Origin of the sequence: Enterobacter hormaechei subsp. hoffmannii (assembly GCF_001729745.1) — a bacterium.
GTDB lineage: Bacteria > Pseudomonadota > Gammaproteobacteria > Enterobacterales > Enterobacteriaceae > Enterobacter > Enterobacter intestinihominis.
The window spans coordinates 3,094,165-3,113,797 of sequence record NZ_CP017186.1; the positions used below are offsets into that span (position 1 = coordinate 3,094,165).

Genomic DNA, 19,633 nt, shown 5'->3' on the forward strand with positions numbered 1-19,633 from the left:
AGTTGCAAGTGAGGGCGAGCCCCCTCACTTGCCGGAGCATCAACCTTCGTTGTGCATCTCTAAGCTTTCGAGATCGTTTTGCAGCTGGACGGCTTTCGCATCGTCGTTACGCAGAGAATCAAGGTAGTCGAGATACTGCTGGTCTACGTCTTTTGTCACGTAGATCCCATTGAATACCGAGCATTCGAACTGCTGAATATCCGGGTTCTCGGCGCGCACCGCATCGATCAGATCGTTCAGATCCTGGAAAATCAGGCCGTCGGCCCCGATGATCTGGCGAATCTCATCCACTTCTCGGCCATGCGCAATCAGCTCATTAGCGGTTGGCATATCAATGCCATACACGTTCGGGAAGCGAATTTCCGGCGCTGCGGAGGCGAGATATACTTTCTTCGCCCCGGCCTCACGCGCCATCTCGATGATCTGCTCAGACGTCGTGCCGCGCACAATGGAGTCGTCCACCAGCAGCACATTCTTGTCGCGGAACTCGGCACGGTTAGCGTTCAGCTTACGACGTACGGACTTACGACGCAGCTGCTGGCCCGGCATGATAAAGGTGCGGCCAACGTAGCGGTTTTTCACGAAGCCCTGACGGTACGGCTTGTCCAGAATACGGGCAATTTCCAGCGCGATATCACAGGAGGTTTCAGGGATTGGGATCACGACGTCGATGTCGAGATCGTCCCACTCGCGGGCAATCTTCTCGCCCAGCTTCGTCCCCATGTTGACGCGCGCGCTGTAAACGGAAATTTTGTCGATGAACGAGTCCGGACGCGCGAAGTAAACGTATTCGAACAGGCACGGGTTGCTCACCGGATTGTCGGCGCACTGGCGGGTAAACAGCTGGCCCTTCTCGGTGATGTAGACCGCTTCGCCTGGCGCGACATCACGCAGGAATTCGAAGCCCAGCGTGTCCAGCGCCACGCTTTCGGAGGCAACCATGTACTCGGAACGGCCATCGCCGAGGTCACGTTTGCCGAGCACCAGCGGGCGAATGCCATTTGGATCGCGGAAGGCCACCATGCCATGACCGATAATCATCGCCACGCAAGCGTACGCGCCACGGATCTGGCGATTAGTCGCGGCAACGGCGGCAAAAATGTTGTCTGCTTCCAGCGGATAATGGCGGAAGTTATCCAGCTCGCTGGCAAAGATATTGAGCAGGATTTCAGAATCAGAGGTGGTATTAATGTGGCGACGTTTCTCTTCAAACAGCTTTTTACGCAGCTCGTGGGCATTGGTCAGATTGCCATTGTGGGCAAGCGTGATGCCATACGGGGAGTTAACGTAAAAAGGCTGAGCCTCAGAGGCGCTGGAACTACCAGCAGTAGGATAACGAACGTGACCGATCCCCATATTACCTTGCAGACGCTGCATATGGCGGGCTTCAAACACATCGTTTACCAGGCCGTTCGCCTTGCGTAAACGGAAGCAGTTGTTTGCATCAATGGTGATGATACCCGCAGCATCCTGCCCACGGTGCTGAAGCACCGTTAACGCGTCATAAATCGACTGGTTTACCGGCATGAAACCGGCGATACCGACAATACCGCACATTCGTCTTTTCCTCGTTAAGCCACATCTCAGGGTTTATGCCCTGGGCAAGAAACTCGACGAGCTTTGCAGATAGTCAAAGAACCATCTGATGATGAAGCTGAACTCCGGAATGAGCTGCGATTTTTGCCAGTCTTCACTTTTGGAGAACCCGGTAAAGGTATCCAGGAAGAACAGGATCGCGGCCACAATCAGCACGCCTCGCAACGCGCCGAAACAGATGCCGAGCACCCTGTCCGTTCCTGACAGACCGGTTTTCTCGACCAGCTGGCCTATCACGTAATTGACGATAGCGCCGACAATCAGCGTCGCGATAAACAGCACCGCGATGGCGATTCCGTTTCGGACCAGTTCATCTTCAAAGCCCGTGAACCAGACAGACAGGTAAGTGTAGTAATGACTGGCAACAAAGAAAGCACAACCCCAGGTTACCAGCGATAACGCTTCACGAACAAAGCCACGGATCAGGCTAACCAGACAGGAAAAACCAATCACCGCAATGATGGCGTAATCAATCCAGACCATATGTGTCCCACGATTAAACGCCCTGTCATCCAGTTCGGGGCGAATTCTAACAGAAAAAGAAAACGTTTGCGTAGGGATTTCCTTCCCACGCGTAAATAAAAAAGGCGCTGAAAAAATGCTCAACGCCCCTCCGGCTGACGTCTCTGTGGACGTCTGCTTTCTCCCCCTCACCCTCACCCTCTCCCCAAAGGGGAGAGGGAATTATTTGCACCCTCTCCCCTTTGGGGAGAGGGCCGGGGTGAGGGGAGCCTTATCAGTTTGCGCTGTAGTTCATCACCACACCGCTCAGGCCGGAGATTTGCTTCAGCTCGCCAAGCGAACCTTTGAGCTTATCTTTAGACGCATCCGGCCCCACGAGGATACGGGTAATTTTACCCTGTACCGGCGTGGTGGGTGAAGTATAAACACGGTATCCCGCGCCGCGCAGTTTACTCACAATCTCATTGACCTTATCTGCATTTTTCAATGCACCGAGCTGAACGACATAGGCTTTGCCGGTAGGGGCCGCGTCCTGTTTCGCCGGCGGTGGCGTTTCTGAAGCGGCTGCCAGTTGCTCGGCCGCTTTATCCCGCTGCGGTTTCGGCTGCGGCTTCTCCACCGGTTTCGGCTTCTCAACAGGCTTAGGCTGTTCTACCGGCACCGGATCAATCTCGATGTTATTGTTCGTCGCCAGACGCGACGGGTCAAGAGACGGCGCGGCTGCATCACCTGCGCGCACCTCTTCCGCTGCGCCTTCAGGCGGCTGGGCTGGCAGCGCCTGCGTTGCCGCTGGCAGCATATCGGGCTCGTCGCGATCGCCCGGTTTGGGTACCAGCGGAATGGCCGCAAATTCATCCTGGTAATGCTTTTTCTGCCCGTCGAGCAATCCCGGGAGAATAATCACCCCGAGCGCGACCAGCACAATGGTTCCTGTTAAACGGTTCTGAAACTTACTCGCCACCGGTTCTCCCCGCGTCCATCACTTCCATGACATGTGCCACCGTGTGGAATGACCCACACACCAGCACGGTATCTTCTGGTTTAGCCTCCGCCATCGCGGCACGCCAGGCCGAAACCACACTGCTGTAGATTTCGCCTTTGCCGAGATGTTCCATCAACTGCTCAGCAGTCGCGCCGCGCGGCCCTTCCAGAGGAGCACAATACCAGCTATCGACCACACTCTCCATGCAGGCCAGCGTGCCGCCGATATCTTTATCATGAAGCATACCGATAACCGCCAGCACGCGCCCGGTTTTTGGTAACGATTTGAGACGTCCTGCGAGGTACGCCGCCGCATGCGGGTTATGTGCAACATCCAGAATCAGACGCGGTGACTCACTCACAATCTGAAAACGTCCCGGCAGCAGTGCGTTCTGAATGCCATCGCGGATTGCCTGCTCGCTTACCGCTAATCCGCTGGCGCGCAGGGCTGCCAGCGCAGTCGCCGCGTTAGGCTGTGGCACCTGCGGCAGCGGCAGATTCTCCAGTACGCCCTGTGCGTCGCTAAAGCGCCAGCCGTTGTCCTGCACCTCATACTGCCAGTCCACGCCGCGACGCAGCAGTCGAGCACCCTTCTCTTTCGCCACTTCAGCGATGGTATGCGGCATGTCCGGTTCGCCAACCACGGCAGGCTTATCGGCCCGGAAAATACCGGCCTTCTCACGGCCAATGCTTTCGCGGTCGGGCCCCAGCCAGTCGGTGTGATCCAGCGCGATGCTGATGACGACGGCGACATCCGCATCTACCATATTTGTGGCATCCAGACGTCCACCCAGACCCACTTCCAGGATCACCACGTCCAGTTGCGCCTGCTTAAACAGCCACAGCGCCGACAGGGTGCCGTATTCGAAATAGGTTAATGAGGTATCGCCGCGCGCGGCTTCGATAGCGGCAAACGACGCCGTATGGGCCGATTCGGCCAGCTCGGTGTTTTGCACCCGCACGCGCTCGGTGTAGCGCACCAGATGCGGCGAGCTGTAAACGCCTACCTTATAACCGGCTGCCATCAGGACAGATTCCAGCGTGCGGCAGGTGGTGCCTTTACCGTTAGTGCCGGCCACGGTAAACACGAAAGGCGCAGGTTTCAGCACGTCAAGGCGCGCGGCAACCTGGCTTACGCGCTCAAGGCCCATGTCGATAGTTTTACTGTGCAGGTTTTCCAGATAAGAAAGCCACGCGGCCAGGGGCGACGTGGCTTGAGGAATGCTTTTATTTTCCATGATGCCCGGTTGTCATTAACGGTTTAGAAAGCAAAAGGGCAGCGCCATTTGGCCCTGCCCTTTTCAGTTATCAGGCCTCGGGTTCCTGATCCGGTACCACCACGCCTTCGCGCGGCTCGTCCGGGCTCGGCGACGGCAGATTCATCAGCTTCGCCAGGACGCTTGCCAGTTTGAGGCGCATCTCCGGGCGGCGGACGATCATGTCGATAGCACCCTTCTCAATGAGGAACTCACTGCGCTGGAAGCCCGGCGGCAGTTTCTCACGTACGGTCTGCTCGATAACGCGAGGACCGGCAAAGCCGATCAGCGCTTTTGGCTCAGCGATGTTCAGGTCGCCCAGCATCGCGAAGCTTGCAGAAACGCCGCCCATGGTTGGGTCGGTCAGTACCGAGATGTACGGCAGACCGCGCTCCTGCATTTTCGCCAGCGCGGCAGAGGTTTTCGCCATCTGCATCAGGGACATCAGCGCTTCCTGCATTCGTGCGCCACCGGAGGCGGAGAAGCAGATCAGCGGGCAGTTGTCTTCCAGCGCCTGCTCAACGGCACGCACGAAACGCGCACCAACCACAGAGCCCATTGAGCCGCCCATAAAGGCGAACTCAAACGCGGCGGCAACCACCGGCATCTCATGCAGGGTGCCTTTCATGACGATCAGCGCGTCTTTCTCGCCGGTCTCTTTCTGTGCAGAGGCCAGACGATCTTTGTATTTTTTGGAGTCGCGGAACTTAAGCACATCTTTTGGCTCCAGTTCGCTGCCCAGTTCTACCAGAGAACCTTCGTCCAGCAGGCTATGCAGGCGGTTGCGCGCCGACATACGCATATGGTGGTCACACTTCGGACACACCTCAAGATTGCGTTCCAGCTCTGCGCGATACAGAACCTGGCCGCAGCTATCACACTTCGTCCATACCCCTTCAGGAATGCTCGCTTTACGCGTTGGGGTAATGTTGCTTTTAATTCGTTCAATCCAGCTCATTGATAACCTTTCTGCCTGAACCTGGTCGTATGCCAGTTTTGCTGTAAGAGGCGAATAATGCCATTTTTGCCTCCAACAGACCATGAATGTTGCACATTAAAACATAACAGCCCGAAACTTTGGATAAAAAAGTGGTCGAACCGCCAGCGTGCATTTACTTCGCTTGTTTTGCCGCCGCGCGTTTGTGACGAATAATTTCGATCACACCCGGCAGAACGGAAAGCACAATAATCGCTACAATCAGTAACTTAAGGTTTTCCTGAACCACCGGCAAATCGCCAAACAGGTAGCCCGCATAGGTAAACAGCAGTACCCACAGCAGCGCGCCCACCACGTTGTACATGGCAAAATGACGATAGGACATGTGACCCATTCCCGCCACAAACGGTGCAAATGTGCGCACAATAGGCACAAAACGGGCAAGGATAATGGTTTTACCGCCATGGCGCTCATAGAACGCATGGGTCTTATCTAAATAACTGCGGCGGAAAATCTTCGAGTCCGGATTACTGAACAACCGCTCGCCAAACACCCGCCCAATAGTGTAGTTGACCGCATCACCAATAATTGCGGCGATGATCATCAGGACGACCATCAGGTGGACATTCAGGTCATTCGTTGGCAGTGCGGATAACGCGCCCGCCACGAACAGCAGTGAATCTCCCGGCAGGAACGGCGTAACCACAAGGCCGGTTTCACAGAACAGAATGAGGAACAGAATGGCGTATACCCAGACGCCGTACTGCGCGACCAGCTCCGCCAGGTGAACATCAATGTGCAGGATGAAATCAATCAGAAAACGTATTACGTCCATATTGTCTAAGCCCTAATTGCGCCTTTGTTTAGTCCGCTAAAAACAGCGGGCCCATTGGCGGTTTTGGCAGGTCGAACCGGTCCGGATAATCCACCGAAACCAGATACAGACCTTCCGCTTTCGCCGTTGCTGCCGCAAGCGTTCTGTCCTTCGCTGCCAGCAGTTCTGCAATCCAGCTCTCCGGCTGGTGTCCGGCGCCCACTTCCATCAGGCTGCCTACAATATTCCGCACCATATGATGTACAAAGGCATTGGCTTTGATATCCACCACCACATACGCGCCATAACGACTGACGTTAATGTGCATGACGTTACGCCACGGCGTACGGGACTGACACTGCACCGCACGAAACGACGTAAAATCATTCTCTCCAATCAGACACTGCGCCGCACGCTGCATACGTTCTGCATCCAGCGGTTCATAAAAATGCGTCACGCCCTGGCTTAACACCGCCGGGCGCAGGCGCTGGTTGTAGATGACATAACGGTAGCGCCGCGCCGTCGCGCTGAAACGCGCGTGAAAATCATCCGGCACAGCTTTCACCCAACGCACGGCAATGTCACCAGGCAAATTCGCATTTACACCCAGCGTCCAGGCCGCGTCTTTGCGCACGGCGGTGGTGTCAAAATGCACTACCTGTCCCGTGCCGTGAACGCCGGCATCGGTGCGGCCCGCACAGAAGACGCTTATCGGTTCATTCGCCACCTGAGAGAGCGCTTTCTCCAGCTTCTCCTGGACGCTGCGCACCTCATTCTGCCGCTGCCAGCCATAGTATTTACTGCCATCGTATTCAATGCCGAGGGCAATTCTGTGGACCGGCTTTTGTTCCACATCTGACATCAGTACAGATACTCCTGCACCAGTTTTTCCGCGATTTTGACCGCCATCAGCGCGCCGCCAAAACGCACGTTGTCGGCAACGGACCAGAACTGCACCTGCTCAGGCATACCGTAATCGTTACGCACGCAGCCCACAGAGAGATGCGCGCTGCCGGTAGCGTCGCCCACCTGCGTCGGGAATTCACTCTCTTCGGACAGGACAAGGTCCTCTCCGCGGCCAAACGCGTCGCGGGCTTCTTCAGCCGCCAGCGGACGCAGGGCTTCAAACCCGACCATCTGCGCGTGGCCGTAAAAGACCGGAGACTGCACGACGTTCGCGGAGATCATCAGACCGTCATCCTGCAGAATTTTGCGTGCTTCATCGACGATACGACGCTCTTCCCGCACCGAACCTTCACGATCCGGCAGCAGCGGCAGCATGTTGAACGCCAGCTGGCGGCCAAAGAAATCATCTTCGTCGATCGGGATACCGTTCAGCAGCTTCGCGCTCTGCCCTGCCAGTGCGTCTACGGCTTTTTTGCCGTTAGCGGAGGCTGACAGCAGGCTGGTCACGGAAATACGCGACAGGCCACCGTCGTCGATCAGCGGCTTCAGCGCGGTCAGCAGCTGGCTGGTGAGGCTGTTCGGTACTGCAATGATATTGCGGTTGCGGTAGTCAGCCAGCACAAACGGGTTGACGTCCGGCACCACCAGCGGCACATCCGGCTCCAGGGAGAACAGGCCGCTCAGGTCGATCACCAGACAGCCTGAATTGGTCGCTTCTTCAATGTAGGATGCCGTGGCTTCCGCACCTGCGGCAAAAAACGCCAGCTGAGCCTGTGTCCAGTCAAACGCGGCGGCATCCTGCACCATCACGGATTTCCCGCCGAAACGCAGATGTTCTCCTGCGCTGTCGGTACGCGCCAGCGCGTAAATGTCGCCCACCGGGAACTGACGCTCAGCAAGGGTTTCAAGCAGGGCTTCGCCCACGGCGCCAGTGGCACCCAAAATGGCAATGTTCCAGCCTTCAGACATGGTGGTTTACTCCAGAAATAAAAAAGCGTCCCTGCCGGAATATCCGACAGGGAGCATTAAGAAGACATTAACGTGCCGGGTGGTGAACGGCGTTAAATCCCAGCTGATGCAACAGCGCCGCCGCGGGGGCGTCATCGCACATCACATACAGGGAGGACCACTCGCGGCGCTCAAGGTAATTTTTGCGCAGCTTGTCAAACTCACCCGGAATACCCGCCACTTTACGCAGCAGCGCGTCATCGCGGCGCACATCATACACCAAATGCACCAGTCTTTTCAGCGTTGCCTCATCCAGCGGTCCATGAAGGGTAATGCGACCAAATTCCGGGGCGGGCAGCAGCGTATCCAGCGCGACCTGCTGCGGATGGCCGATAAAGGCGCTGTAAGCCTCAAACACCTGGGTTGTGCCACGCGCTTTGCCTTCAAGGGTATAACCCGCGATATGCGCGGTACCCACGTCCACCTTATTCAGCAATGCGACGTTGAGATCCGGCTCTGGCTCCCAGACGTCCAGTACGACGCTAAGATCTTGTCCCTCGTCGAGACATGTCAGCAGCGCCGCGTTATCCACCACCGGTCCCCGGCAGGCATTTATCAGAATAGTGCCAGCCTTCAGACGGCGGATCAGCTTTTCGTCGGCCAGGTGCAGAGTCTTGTACGGCCCTTCTTTAAAGAGCGGCGTATGGAAGGTGATGACGTCGCACTCGTCGACCAGCTCATCCAGCGTGCGGAAATCGCCCTCATCGCCGTTATCCTTACGCGGCGGATCGCACAGCAGAGTGCGGATGCCCCAGGCTTCCAGACGCTTTTGCAGACGTCCGCCCACGTTGCCCACACCCACAATCCCGACGGTGCGGTCTTTCAGCGCAAAACCATCGCGCTCGGCCAGCATCAATAGCGAGGAGAATACATATTCCACGACGGCAATGGCGTTACAGCCTGGTGCCGCGGAAAAACCAATCCCCGCCTGCTTAAGCCACTGGTCATCCACATGATCGGTCCCGGCCGTTGCCGTCCCGACAAATTTAACCCCTTTGCCGGTGAGCAGCGCCTCATTTACTTTGGTCACCGAGCGCACCATCAGTGCGTCTGCATCGTCCAGTTCGCTGACCGGAATCGGGCGACCAGGAACAGCCTTAACCTCACCCAGGCGGCTGAACAGCTCACGGGCGTAAGGCATATTTTCATCAACGAGGATTTTCACGTCTGAGTACCTGTTTGAGAGGAAGTAAACCTGCCAAGTGTGCCATAATCTCGCCGCCGGGCATATATCTCCGCCCGGTTACGCAGAGTTTGACTTTAAGGATTTTTGACGATGCAGCCCATTTCAGGTACGCCTCCGCGCCCTCCGGGTGAAGGCCCCGTAACGCCCAACACGCCAGGCGAACAACCGCTCTCCACGCAGCAACGCACCGTACTGGAGCGTCTTATCACGCGTCTTATTGCGTTGACCTCACAGCAAAACGCAGAGGTATGGGCCGGCGTTAAGCACGATTTGGGCGTCAGAAACGATGCGCCGCTACAGTCGCGCCATTTCCCTGCCGCCGAACAAAACCTGAACCAGCGTCTTACCAGCGCACAGCAGCAACATACTACCCGCCAGATTATCTCGCAGCTGACCGAGCTGTTGGGCCAGGGGAATAATCGTCAGGCGGTGAGTGATTTTATCCGTCAGCAATACGGTCATACCGCCCTGAGCCAGCTTTCGCCGGAACAGCTGAAAACCGTGTTGACCCTGCTGCAAAGCAATCAGCTTTCTATCCCGCAGCCGCAACAGCGCCCGTCTACAGAGCGGCCATTACAGCCTGCGGAGCATAATACGCTCAAGCAGATGGTCACTAAGCTGGCTGCCGCCACCGGCGAACCGACAAAGCTTATCTGGCAATCCATGCTGGAACTTTCCGGTGTGAAAGCGGGCGAGATGATCCCGGCAAAACAGTTTACCCATCTGGTCACCTGGCTCCAGGCGCGTCAGACGCTCAGCACCCAGAGCGCTCCGACCCTGCACAGCGTACAGGCGGCACTGAAACAACCGCTGGAACCGCACGAGTTCGATATGATCCGGGATTACGCCCAGCAGAGCTGGCAGGCGACACCGCAAACCGTGCTGACCACCGCGCAGGTACAGGATTTACTGAATCAGATCTTCGTTCGCCGCGCCGAGCGGGAAGGCGGCGTGCCGGAGGTAAGAAACATTCAGCCGATCTACAACCCGCTGTTTGCCCCCGTTGTTGACACGTTCAAGACGCTTTCTGCCCGTCCGGGATTGATGTTTATCGCGTTGCTGATTGCGCTGGCGATTTTCTGGCTGGTTGCTTAAAACTGCCGGGTAGCGGCTACGCCTTACCCGGCCTACGGTTCGCGCGGTTGTAGGCCAGGTAAGCGGAGCGCCACCGGGCAAAAACTACGACCTGCGAAACGCCACCAGCGTCACCACAATCCCCACTACCGCTGACACCGCACCGGCGAGAAATACGGAAGGATAGCCAAACGACGTTGCAAGCAGCCCCGCCAGCGGCCCGGTGATGCCGTAAGAGATATCCTGAAACGCCGCATAGCCGCCCAGCGCCGTGCCGCGCACCTGCGGAGCCACGCGCTTCACCACTTCAACGCCAAGCGCCGGGAAGATCAGCGAGCAGCCGCAGCCGGTTAACGCCGCACCCAGCAGCGCAACGGATGCGGACGGAGCCTGCCAGAGCAGTACCAGACCCACGGTCTCAATGACAAGTGACACCACGGCCACCTTCACGCCGCCAAAGCGATCCGGCATCCAGCCAAACAGCACGCGCATCAATACAAACGCGCCGCCAAAGGCCGTCAGCGTAAAGCCCGCCATCGCCCAGCCGCGGCTCATGAAATAGAGGGAGACAAAGGTACCAATAACCGCGAAGCCCACCCCCTGAAGCGCCAGCCCAAGCCCCGGCTGCCAGATTTGCCCCACCACGCTCAACAGCGAAGGACGCTCGCCTTTATGGGCGGGCACCTTACGCACCGAACCGTTAAACGCCCACGCCAGCAGCGGCAATACCATGGTGGTGCCTGCCAGCGCCGCAAAACCAAACTGGCTGTGGATCAGCAGCCCCAGCGGTGCGCCTGCCGCCAGCGCGCCGTAAATCGCCATTCCGTTCCAGGACATCACTTTTCCGGAACGCGCAGGTCCCACCAGCCCCATACCCCAGGTCAGGGTGCCGGTCAGCAGCTGGCTTTCGCCAAAGCCGAGGATCAGGCGCCCTGCCACCAGCAGCGCGAATTTATACGCTGCATCTATCGGCAACAGCGCCGCCAGCAGCCAGGCTCCCCCCGCCAGTCCGCAGGCAAACATGCCCTGCAACGCCGAGCGTTTTGCGCCGTGCTGATCCGCCAGGCGACCGGCGTAGCCCCGGGTTAATACCGTCGCTAAAAACTGAATGCCCACCGCAATACCGACCATGGTGTTGCCATAGCCCAGCTCCTGGTGAACGAACAAGGGGATCACCGGCAGCGGCAGGCCAACGGTCATGTAGGTCAGAAACACCGCAAAGGCGATGCGGAAAAGGGAAAGGTTCCCGGAAGGAGCGCTCTTCTCAGGGGTAACAGCCTTCATGCATAACTCCGTGTTCAGGCATAAAAAAAGGGAGCCGCGTGGCTCCCTTCTACTATATCTTCAAACGCTTACGCTTTCAGCTTACGCATCACCAGCGTGGCGTTGGTGCCGCCGAAACCGAAGCTGTTGGACATAACGGTCGTCAGCTCACGTTCGGTGGTTTCGGTCACGATGTTCAGGCCTGCCGCCTGCTCGTCCATCTCGTCGATGTTGATGCTTGGCGCGATAAAACCGTTTTCCAGCATCAGCAGAGAGTAGATCGCTTCCTGCACACCCGCCGCACCCAGAGAGTGACCGGTCATGGCTTTGGTTGCAGAGATAGCCGGACTGTTGTCGCCGAACACTTCACGGATCGCACCCAGCTCTTTCACGTCGCCTACCGGCGTTGAGGTGCCGTGAGAGTTCAGGTAGTCGATTGGGGTATCAACGCCGTGCATCGCCATCTTCATGCAGCGCACCGCGCCTTCGCCGGATGGGGCAACCATGTCAGCGCCGTCAGACGTTGCGCCGTAGCCCACGATCTCAGCGTAGATGTGCGCGCCACGCGCCAGCGCGTGTTCCAGCTCTTCAACCACAACCATACCGCCGCCGCCAGCGATAACAAAACCGTCGCGGTGTGCATCATAGGTACGGGATGCTTTGTCTGGCGTTTCGTTGTATTTGGTGGACAGTGCGCCCATCGCGTCGAACTCACAGGCCATTTCCCAGCCCAGCTCTTCGCCGCCGCCAGCAAATACGATGTCCTGTTTGCCCAGCTGGATCTGCTCAACCGCATTACCGATACAGTGTGCGGAGGTCGCACATGCGGAGCTGATGGAGTAGTTCACACCGTGGATTTTGAACGGCGTTGCCAGGCACGCGGAAACCGCTGAACCCATGGCTTTGGTCACAACATATGGACCGACCGCTTTCAGGCCGCGCGGGCTGCGCATGGCGTCAGCACCGAACACCTGAGCTTTAGAGGAACCGCCGGAGCCTGCAATCAGGCCCACGCGTGGGTTGTTCTGGTAAGCGTCTTCGCTCAGACCAGAATCCTTGATCGCTTCCTGCATGGAAAGATAGGCGTAGATAGAGGCATCGTTCATGAAACGAACCACTTTACGGTCAATTAAACCGGTGGTATCCAGTTTAACGTTACCCCATACGTGGCTACGCATTCCAGAATCTTTAAACTCTTCAGAGAAAGTGATCCCGGAGCGTCCTTCACGCAGAGATGCCAGGACTTCCTGCTGGTTATTACCGATGCTGGAAACGATGCCCAGGCCAGTAATCACTGCACGTTTCATTCAATACCTCTGTAAGTCGCACTATAAAAAGTTTCGAGTCGCACAATAGCGTACACTTGTACGCCGAACAAGTCCGATCAGCGATTTTCTGTGGAAATTTGCACCGATGGGCTCACATCGCTAAGATCGTGCCACTGCCTGTCGGACGAGTAACTTACGTGAAACAAAACGCCATACAACCTGCCAACCTAGAATTCAACGCTGAGGGTACACCTGTTTCCCGAGATTTTGATGACGTCTACTTTTCTAATGATAACGGACTGGAAGAGACGCGCTATGTCTTCCTCGAAGGAAATCATCTCAGCACCCGCTTCCCTGAGCATCCGCGCAGCCTGTTTGTCGTCGCGGAGAGCGGTTTCGGCACCGGGCTGAATTTTTTGACCCTCTGGCAGGCCTTCGACCAGTTTCGCGCTGCACACCCCGAGGCTACCTTACAAAGATTACATTTCATCAGTTTCGAAAAATTTCCGCTTACCGCACACGATCTGCGGCTTGCCCATCAGCGCTGGCCGGAGCTTGCCCACTGGGCGGAACAGCTTCAGGCCCAGTGGCCACCGGCTATCGGCGGCTGTCATCGTCTGATTCTGGACGACGGACGCGTCACGCTCGACCTGTGGCTTGGCGACATTAACGACCTGACCGATAAGCTCGATGACTCAATGCATCAGAAAGTGGACGCCTGGTTCCTGGACGGTTTTGCGCCCGCCAAAAACCCTGACATGTGGAGTCCGCACCTGTTCAGCGCAATGGCACGTCTGGCACGCCCGGGCGCGACGCTTGCCACCTTCACCTCGGCGGGCTTTGTCCGCCGTGGGTTGCAGGAGGCGGGGTTTACCATGCGGAAAACCAAAGGCTTTGGCCGCAAACGCGACATGCTGGTGGGGGTGATGGAGCAGGATCTGGCGATCCCGGCACAGGCACCCTGGTTTGCTCGCCGCCCCAGTGCGTCGCGTGAGGTCGCCATTGTGGGCGGAGGTATTGCCAGCGCCCTGCTCTCACTGGCGCTGCTGCACCGTGGCTGGCAGGTGACGCTCTACTGCGCTGACGAGGCACCGGCGATGGGTGCATCAGGCAACCGTCAGGGCGCGCTTTATCCCTTATTAAGTTCACACGATCCCGCACTGTTCCAGTTCTTCCCGGCTGCGTTTACGTTTGCTCGTCGCCTTTACGATAGCCTGCCGGTTGCGTTCGACCACGACTGGTGCGGTGTGACGCAGTTGGGCTGGGATGAGAAGAGCCAACAGAAAATCACCCAAATGTTGTCGCTGGGGCTGCCGGAAACCATCGCCCATGCCGTGACGGCTCAGCAGGTTGCTGAGACCGCTGGCGTCGACACCGGCTGCGGCGGAATTCAGTATCCACTCGGCGGCTGGCTGTGTCCGGCTGAACTGACTTCTGCGGCGATAGCCCTCGGGCAGTCGCGTGGGTTGACAGTGCATTATGCCCACAAGGTTCAATCGCTAAGTCGCACTGCGCACTGGGAACTGCGTTTTGCTGACGGCAAAGCGTCGCAGCATGCCAGCGTTGTACTGGCCAACGGACATCACATCACTCAGTTTACCCAGACAGCGTCATTGCCGGTTTATCCAGTCGGCGGCCAGGTAAGCCATATCCCGACCGCGCCCGAACTGAGCAAACTGCGTCAGGTGCTGTGTTACGACGGCTACGCGACGCCGCAAAATCCGTCCAACGGCCATCACTGCATCGGTGCCAGCTATCATCGCGGTGAAACAGATATGCAGTACAGCGAAGCGGATCAGCAGCAAAACCGCCAGCGCCTGCTCGACTGTTTCCCGAATGCGTCGTGGGCGAAAGAGGTTGATGTCAGTGAGGGTCAGGCGCGCTGCGGCGTACGCTGCGCGACCCGCGATCACCTGCCGATGGCGGGAAACGTGCCGGACTATGACGCCACGCTTGAAGTCTATCAGGATCTTGCAGACAACAAAGAAACGGCGGTAAGTGCGCCCGTTTATCCGGAACTGTTTATGTTGGGTGGCTTAGGCTCGCGGGGATTATGCTCCGCGCCATTGCTGGCTGAAGTGCTAGCCGCGCAAATGAGCGATGAGCCGGTTCCGCTGGACAGGGTTACGCTCGCGGGGCTTAATCCGAACCGACTGTGGGTGCGGAAATTGCTGAAGGGGAAAAGGGTTAAGTAGGGTGCGGTCTGGTGTCCTCACCCTGGCCCTCTCCCCAAAAGGGAGAGGGAAGAGAAGGCGGCAACTTAGCGTTTAGCCTGCTGGAACAAATTGTCCCACATGCCCAGCACTAAAGACTGGTCGCGTGGAGACAGTTCCCCGGCCAGAATGGCTTTTTCAAGGCTGCGAGTAACTTCCGCGTGAACGGCGTCGGCAGAGTGATCGTCCCCTGCTTCCAGCGCGGCTACCGCCAGCGTCAGGTGACCACGCAGATAACCGCTGGCGAACAGCTCATCATCGCTGGCGTGTTCCACCATGTCATCAATTAACGCCAGAATGCGTGATTCAAATTCTGCGATCATCTTCTTTCCTCTGTTATAAATCTTCCGGCCACGGGAAGCATTCCGCCGTGATCTCCGGCGTATGGTAATAATTTTGTAAAGCCTCGATCAGGCGTGCCGGACGTTCCGGGATGCCTTTCTCAAGATATTCCATCACCTGCGCATGCACGCGGCGCTGGAAGACGATACGGTCTGGCTCGAAGTCGCCTTCAAGGTTGTCACAGCTGACGTTGAACGGGAAACCCGCCGCCACGCAGAACAGCCACTCCAGCGCCTGCGGTTTCACCTCCACATCTTCGAACTGCCCCTGGGTGGCGGCGTCGCGCCCGTCCGGGCAGTACCAGTAACCAAAGTCCACCAGCTCGCGACGCGCTTTCCCCGCGATGCACCAGTGCGAAATCTCGTGCAAACCGCTGGCGTAAAAGCCGTGGGCAAAGACGATGCGGTTGTATGAAACCTGGTCATCAGCAGGAAGATAGATCGGTTCGTCGTCGCCTTTAATCAGACGGGTATTAAAATCATCAGCAAAACAGCTGTCGAAGATCTCAATCAGCTGTTCGTATTTATGCGTACTGTTCATTAGTTCATCCCCAACCAGGTGAGGATCTCCTGTCCATGGCTGTCATAAAGAAGTTTGGCGCTCATCACCGCCGAGACAACAACAATCATCGGGCGGATCAGCTTTTGCCCTTTGCTTAATACCAGACGCGAGCCTGCGCGCGCGCCCAAAAACTGCCCCGCCATCATCACAAATCCGGTAGCCCAGATAACCTTGCCGCCAATGATAAACAACAGCAGGCCGCCAACGTTGGAGGTTGCGTTGAGGACTTTGGCGTGGGCGGTGGATTTGGCGAGGTTGAACCCGGCCAGCGTCACGAATGCCAGCGCGTAAAACGAGCCTGCCCCCGGACCAAAGAAGCCGTCGTAAAAACCGACGCAGCCACCGGCAATCAGCGCAAACGGCAGGCCGTGCAGTCGCCGCGCCCGGTCTTCCTCGCCGAGCTTTGGCATCAGTAAGAAATAGAGGCCAATACAGATAACCAGAATCGGCAGGATCTGGCGCAGAATGTCGGACTGTACGTGCTGGACCAGCAGCGCGCCCGCCGTCGAGCCAATAAACGTCATCAGGATATTGAGCTTCTGATCGGCAAGATTCACCACTTTGCGCCGAACAAAGTAGAGCGATGAGGAGAGCGAACCGCCGCATGCCTGGAGTTTGTTGGTGGCAAGCGCCTGGGCAGGGCTCATGCCTGCCGCCAGCAGCGCCGGAACGGTGAGCAACCCGCCACCGCCCGCCAGGGCATCGATAAATCCGGCTAACATCGCAACAAAAAAGAGCACCGCCAGCAGCAGCGGTGACACCATAAACAGATCGACGAAATTATCCATTAAAGTACATGCTCATCCAGTAGCGCCTGGCAGGAAGGCGGCAACGGAGGCGGTGTCTTCTTCTCAGGCTTAGAGGTTCCAGGCTTGGCCGGTTCAAACCAGCTTTGCAGTTCGTAACCACAACCATCGCCAGGCGGTGGCAGCGGCTGATCTTCACATTCCAGGCTGTTCGCCGGGCAGCGCAGGCGAACATGCATATGCGCCCGGTGCTGGAACCACGGGCGCACTTTACGCAGCCAGTCGCGATCCGTTCCCGCATCCAGGCAAAGCTGCTGCTTGATGGCCGGGTTAACAAAGATCCGTGTGACGTCGTTATCCTCTGCCGCCAGCTTAATCATGCTGGAAATTTCCGGCGACCAGCGCGAGGCCACGACCCGTTTACCGTCGGCCGAGACCAGATCCAGCGCCTGCGGTTTCAGCAGCTGCGCTGAGCTCCAGCGCGTTTTCGGCAGTTGCAGGAAGATGTCCACATCCAGTCCGGTCTGGTGGCTGGCGTGACCGCCGTTGAAGCGACCACCTGCAGGCATCCCCATATCGCCAATCAGCATCGTCCCCAGCCCCAGGTTATGCACCTGGTTGCCAAGACGCTGAATAAACAGCACCAGGTCAGGATGGCCGAAGTAACGGCGCTGGTCGGTGCGCATCACCTGATAGGTGTCCGACAGCAGCGGAAGTTCCTGCGCGCCGACGATACACCCGTTGGAGAAAGCGCCAATGGACTGCGCGCTTCCCGCTACCGGGTGGGTGATTTTCTGCCACGGCGTGGCGGCCAGGCTTGCTCCACTGGCCAGCAGCGCCAGCAGAGCGATTGCGGTTTTTTTCATAGTTACCAGCGTGGAATGGTGGTCGACACATCCGCATTCTGCGCGCGCTGGCGCAGGAAGTGATCCATCAGCACGATCGCCAGCATCGCTTCTGCGATCGGTACCGCGCGGATCCCCACGCATGGATCGTGCCGTCCTTTGGTGATCATCTCTACTTCATCGCCTGAACGGTTAATCGTGTGGCCCGGCACGGTAATGCTGGACGTTGGCTTCAGCGCGATATTGGCAATAATTTGCTGCCCGCTGCTGATGCCGCCCAGAATGCCGCCCGCATGGTTGCTCTGGAAACCCGCCTTCGTGATTTCGTCGCGGTTCTGGCTGCCGCGAAGCTTAACCACGTCAAAACCGTCGCCGATTTCAACGCCTTTCACCGCGTTGATGCTCATCAGCGCGTGGGCGATGTCAGCGTCGAGGCGGTCAAATACCGGCTCGCCCCAGCCAGCCGGCACACCGTCGGCCACCACGGTGACTTTCGCACCAATGGAGTCGCCCTCTTTTTTCAGGCCACGCATCAGCTCGTCCAGCGCGTCCAGCTTGTCGGCATCTGCGCAGAAGAACGGGTTAAGTTCTACCTGATCCCAGTCTTTGATTGCCAGCGGAATGTCGCCCATCTGGGTCAGACAGCCGCGGATAACGATGCCGAATTTCTGCTGGAGATATTTTTTGGCAATCGCACCTGCCGCCACGCGCATCGCGGTTTCACGCGCGGAAGAACGTCCGCCGCCGCGATAGTCGCGAAAGCCATATTTTTGTTCGTAGGTATAGTCGGCGTGGCCCGGACGGAAGACGTCTTTAATCGCGCCGTAGTCCTGGGAGCGCTGATCGGTGTTTTCAATCAGCAGACCAATGCTGGTCCCGGTGGTACGGCCTTCAAAAACGCCGGAGAGAATTTTGACCTGGTCCGGCTCGCGACGCTGCGTGGTGTAGCGAGAGGTACCCGGACGACGGCGGTCAAGGTCATGCTGTAAATCGGCTTCGGTCAGTTCGATGCCTGGCGGGACGCCATCAACGATACAACCCAATGCCAGACCGTGCGACTCGCCAAAGGTGGTCACACGGAATACCTGTCCAATACTGTTTCCTGCCATCACGGCTCCGATGTTGTTGTTTGTGTTTGAGCGTTGTGAAACGGGCCGAAGCCCGCTGGATTAATCTTTGTAAATGCTGAAGTATTCGCGTGCATCAAGCAGTTGCGTTTTGGTCAGCATAAAGACGCCGTCACCGCCGTTGTCGAACTCAAGCCAGGTGAACGGCACATCCGGGTACTGCTCTATCAGATGTACCATGCTGTTACCCACTTCACAAATCAGAACGCCATCGTCGGTCAGATAATCCGGCGCGCAGGCCAGGATGCGGCGGGTCAGCTTCAGCCCGTCAGAGCCTGACGCCAGGCCCAGCTCCGGCTCGTGACGGTACTCGTTCGGCAGATCGGACATGTCTTCGGCATCCACGTACGGTGGATTGGTGACGATCAGGTCGTATTGCAGCGTCGGCAGGTCGCGGAACAGGTCAGAGCGGATAGGCGTGACGTGATGGATCAAGCCGTGCTCTTCAATGTTATGTTCGGTGACGGCCAGCGCGTCGGTGGAGATATCGACGGCGTCCACTTCCGCTTCCGGGAAGGCGTACGCGCAGGCAATCGCGATGCAGCCGCTGCCGGTGCACATATCAAGTATGTGCTGCGGCTGATGGTTAATCAGGCCGTCAAAGTGGTTGTTGATCAGCTCGCCAATCGGCGAACGCGGCACCAGCACACGCTCATCAACATAGAACTCATGGCCGCAGAACCAGGCTTTGTTGGTCAGGTAAGCCACCGGAATACGCTCGTTCACGCGACGGATCACGCGCTCAACGATGCGGTGTTTTTCACTGGAGGTCAGGCGCGCGGTGCGCATGTCTTCCGGAATATCCAGCGGCAGGTAGAGTGACGGCAGCACCAGCTGGACGGCCTCATCCCACGGGTTATCGGTGCCGTGTCCGTACCAGATATTGGCGGCGCTGAAGCGGCTAACCGACCAGCGCAACATGTCCTGTATGGTATGCAGCTCGTTTACTGCTTCATCGACAAAAATTTTATCCACTCTTTCCTCCAGGGCATGCTCGCATAATTTTCGGCGGCTAGTTTGCCATGAAGACGGCGATAAATCAGCAATG

At 57.6% G+C, this 19,633-nt stretch carries 19 protein-coding genes; 2 read left to right on the top strand and 17 right to left on the bottom strand.

Annotation, left to right across the window (positions count from 1 at the left end; translation table 11 throughout):
- Positions 1 to 39: 39 nt before the first annotated feature.
- The 9 genes from purF to pdxB form a co-directional block, all read right to left on the bottom strand.
- A complete protein-coding gene (gene purF / locus BFV65_RS14455; protein ID WP_008502595.1) occupies positions 40 to 1,557 on the bottom strand; it encodes an amidophosphoribosyltransferase in 1,518 nt (505 codons plus the stop codon).
- 33 nt (positions 1,558 to 1,590) lie between these two features.
- A complete protein-coding gene (gene cvpA / locus BFV65_RS14460; protein ID WP_000262116.1) occupies positions 1,591 to 2,079 on the bottom strand; it encodes a colicin V production protein in 489 nt (162 codons plus the stop codon).
- A 253-nt stretch (positions 2,080 to 2,332) separates the two neighbouring features.
- Entirely contained in the window at positions 2,333 to 3,019 is a 687-nt protein-coding gene (gene dedD / locus BFV65_RS14465) for a cell division protein DedD (RefSeq protein ID WP_023300639.1), read from the bottom strand.
- Positions 3,009 to 4,277: a bifunctional tetrahydrofolate synthase/dihydrofolate synthase gene (gene folC, locus BFV65_RS14470; RefSeq protein WP_069596792.1), complete on the bottom strand. Its 1,269-nt coding sequence runs from the start codon at positions 4,275 to 4,277 to the stop codon at positions 3,009 to 3,011. Before folC ends, dedD begins: the two co-directional genes overlap by 11 nt.
- Before the next feature lie 70 nt (positions 4,278 to 4,347).
- A complete protein-coding gene (gene accD / locus BFV65_RS14475) occupies positions 4,348 to 5,253 on the bottom strand; it encodes an acetyl-CoA carboxylase, carboxyltransferase subunit beta (RefSeq protein WP_022648854.1) in 906 nt (301 codons plus the stop codon).
- 154 nt (positions 5,254 to 5,407) lie between these two features.
- The gene (locus tag BFV65_RS14480; protein WP_006811410.1) at positions 5,408 to 6,067 is read right to left on the bottom strand and encodes a DedA family protein; all 660 of its coding nucleotides are present in this window, start codon (positions 6,065 to 6,067) and stop codon (positions 5,408 to 5,410) included.
- Positions 6,068 to 6,095: 28 nt separating this feature from the next.
- Positions 6,096 to 6,908, bottom strand: coding sequence for a tRNA pseudouridine(38-40) synthase TruA (truA, locus tag BFV65_RS14485; RefSeq protein ID WP_001286071.1), 813 nt, complete (start codon positions 6,906 to 6,908; stop codon positions 6,096 to 6,098).
- Positions 6,908 to 7,921, bottom strand: a complete 1,014-nt coding sequence (locus BFV65_RS14490; protein ID WP_023306649.1) for an aspartate-semialdehyde dehydrogenase — start codon at positions 7,919 to 7,921, stop codon at positions 6,908 to 6,910. Before BFV65_RS14490 ends, truA begins: the two co-directional genes overlap by 1 nt.
- Positions 7,922 to 7,988: 67 nt before the next feature.
- Positions 7,989 to 9,125, bottom strand: coding sequence for a 4-phosphoerythronate dehydrogenase PdxB (gene pdxB, locus BFV65_RS14495; RefSeq protein WP_023306650.1), 1,137 nt, complete (start codon positions 9,123 to 9,125; stop codon positions 7,989 to 7,991).
- Positions 9,126 to 9,236: 111 nt separating this feature from the next.
- Between pdxB and flk the strand changes: the two genes are divergently transcribed.
- Positions 9,237 to 10,241: a flagella biosynthesis regulator Flk gene (gene flk, locus BFV65_RS14500; protein WP_045621148.1), complete on the top strand. Its 1,005-nt coding sequence runs from the start codon at positions 9,237 to 9,239 to the stop codon at positions 10,239 to 10,241.
- 84 nt (positions 10,242 to 10,325) lie between these two features.
- Here flk and BFV65_RS14505 read toward each other — a convergent pair whose 3' ends face one another.
- Together BFV65_RS14505 and fabB are read right to left on the bottom strand one after the other, a co-directional pair.
- A complete protein-coding gene (locus tag BFV65_RS14505) occupies positions 10,326 to 11,504 on the bottom strand; it encodes an MFS transporter (RefSeq protein ID WP_069596793.1) in 1,179 nt (392 codons plus the stop codon).
- Positions 11,505 to 11,572: 68 nt separating this feature from the next.
- Complete coding sequence (fabB, locus tag BFV65_RS14510) at positions 11,573 to 12,790, bottom strand: beta-ketoacyl-ACP synthase I (protein ID WP_022648859.1); 1,218 nt, start codon at positions 12,788 to 12,790, stop codon at positions 11,573 to 11,575.
- Between the two features lie 158 nt (positions 12,791 to 12,948).
- Here fabB and mnmC point away from each other — a divergent pair, with 158 nt between their 5' ends.
- On the top strand, positions 12,949 to 14,946 hold the full coding sequence (mnmC, locus tag BFV65_RS14515) for a bifunctional tRNA (5-methylaminomethyl-2-thiouridine)(34)-methyltransferase MnmC2/FAD-dependent 5-carboxymethylaminomethyl-2-thiouridine(34) oxidoreductase MnmC1 (protein ID WP_023300645.1): 1,998 nt from the start codon (positions 12,949 to 12,951) through the stop codon (positions 14,944 to 14,946).
- Between the two features lie 65 nt (positions 14,947 to 15,011).
- On the opposite strand, the gene BFV65_RS14520 is transcribed toward mnmC, so the two are convergent.
- The 6 genes from BFV65_RS14520 to prmB are packed head-to-tail and all read right to left on the bottom strand — an operon-like array spanning position 15,012 to position 19,560.
- Complete coding sequence (locus BFV65_RS14520) at positions 15,012 to 15,287, bottom strand: YfcL family protein (protein WP_022648861.1); 276 nt, start codon at positions 15,285 to 15,287, stop codon at positions 15,012 to 15,014.
- A gap of 13 nt (positions 15,288 to 15,300) precedes the next feature.
- Positions 15,301 to 15,846, bottom strand: coding sequence for an elongation factor P hydroxylase (locus BFV65_RS14525; protein ID WP_023300646.1), 546 nt, complete (start codon positions 15,844 to 15,846; stop codon positions 15,301 to 15,303).
- Complete coding sequence (locus BFV65_RS14530; protein WP_022648863.1) at positions 15,846 to 16,655, bottom strand: sulfite exporter TauE/SafE family protein; 810 nt, start codon at positions 16,653 to 16,655, stop codon at positions 15,846 to 15,848. Before BFV65_RS14530 ends, BFV65_RS14525 begins: the two co-directional genes overlap by 1 nt.
- A complete protein-coding gene (gene mepA / locus BFV65_RS14535; RefSeq protein WP_063147680.1) occupies positions 16,655 to 17,479 on the bottom strand; it encodes a penicillin-insensitive murein endopeptidase in 825 nt (274 codons plus the stop codon). The genes BFV65_RS14530 and mepA overlap by 1 nt, the downstream gene beginning before the upstream one ends.
- 2 nt (positions 17,480 to 17,481) lie before the next feature.
- On the bottom strand, positions 17,482 to 18,567 hold the full coding sequence (aroC, locus tag BFV65_RS14540) for a chorismate synthase (RefSeq protein WP_022648864.1): 1,086 nt from the start codon (positions 18,565 to 18,567) through the stop codon (positions 17,482 to 17,484).
- Between the two features lie 60 nt (positions 18,568 to 18,627).
- Complete coding sequence (prmB, locus tag BFV65_RS14545) at positions 18,628 to 19,560, bottom strand: 50S ribosomal protein L3 N(5)-glutamine methyltransferase (protein WP_022648865.1); 933 nt, start codon at positions 19,558 to 19,560, stop codon at positions 18,628 to 18,630.
- Between the last annotated feature and the right edge of the window lie 73 nt (positions 19,561 to 19,633).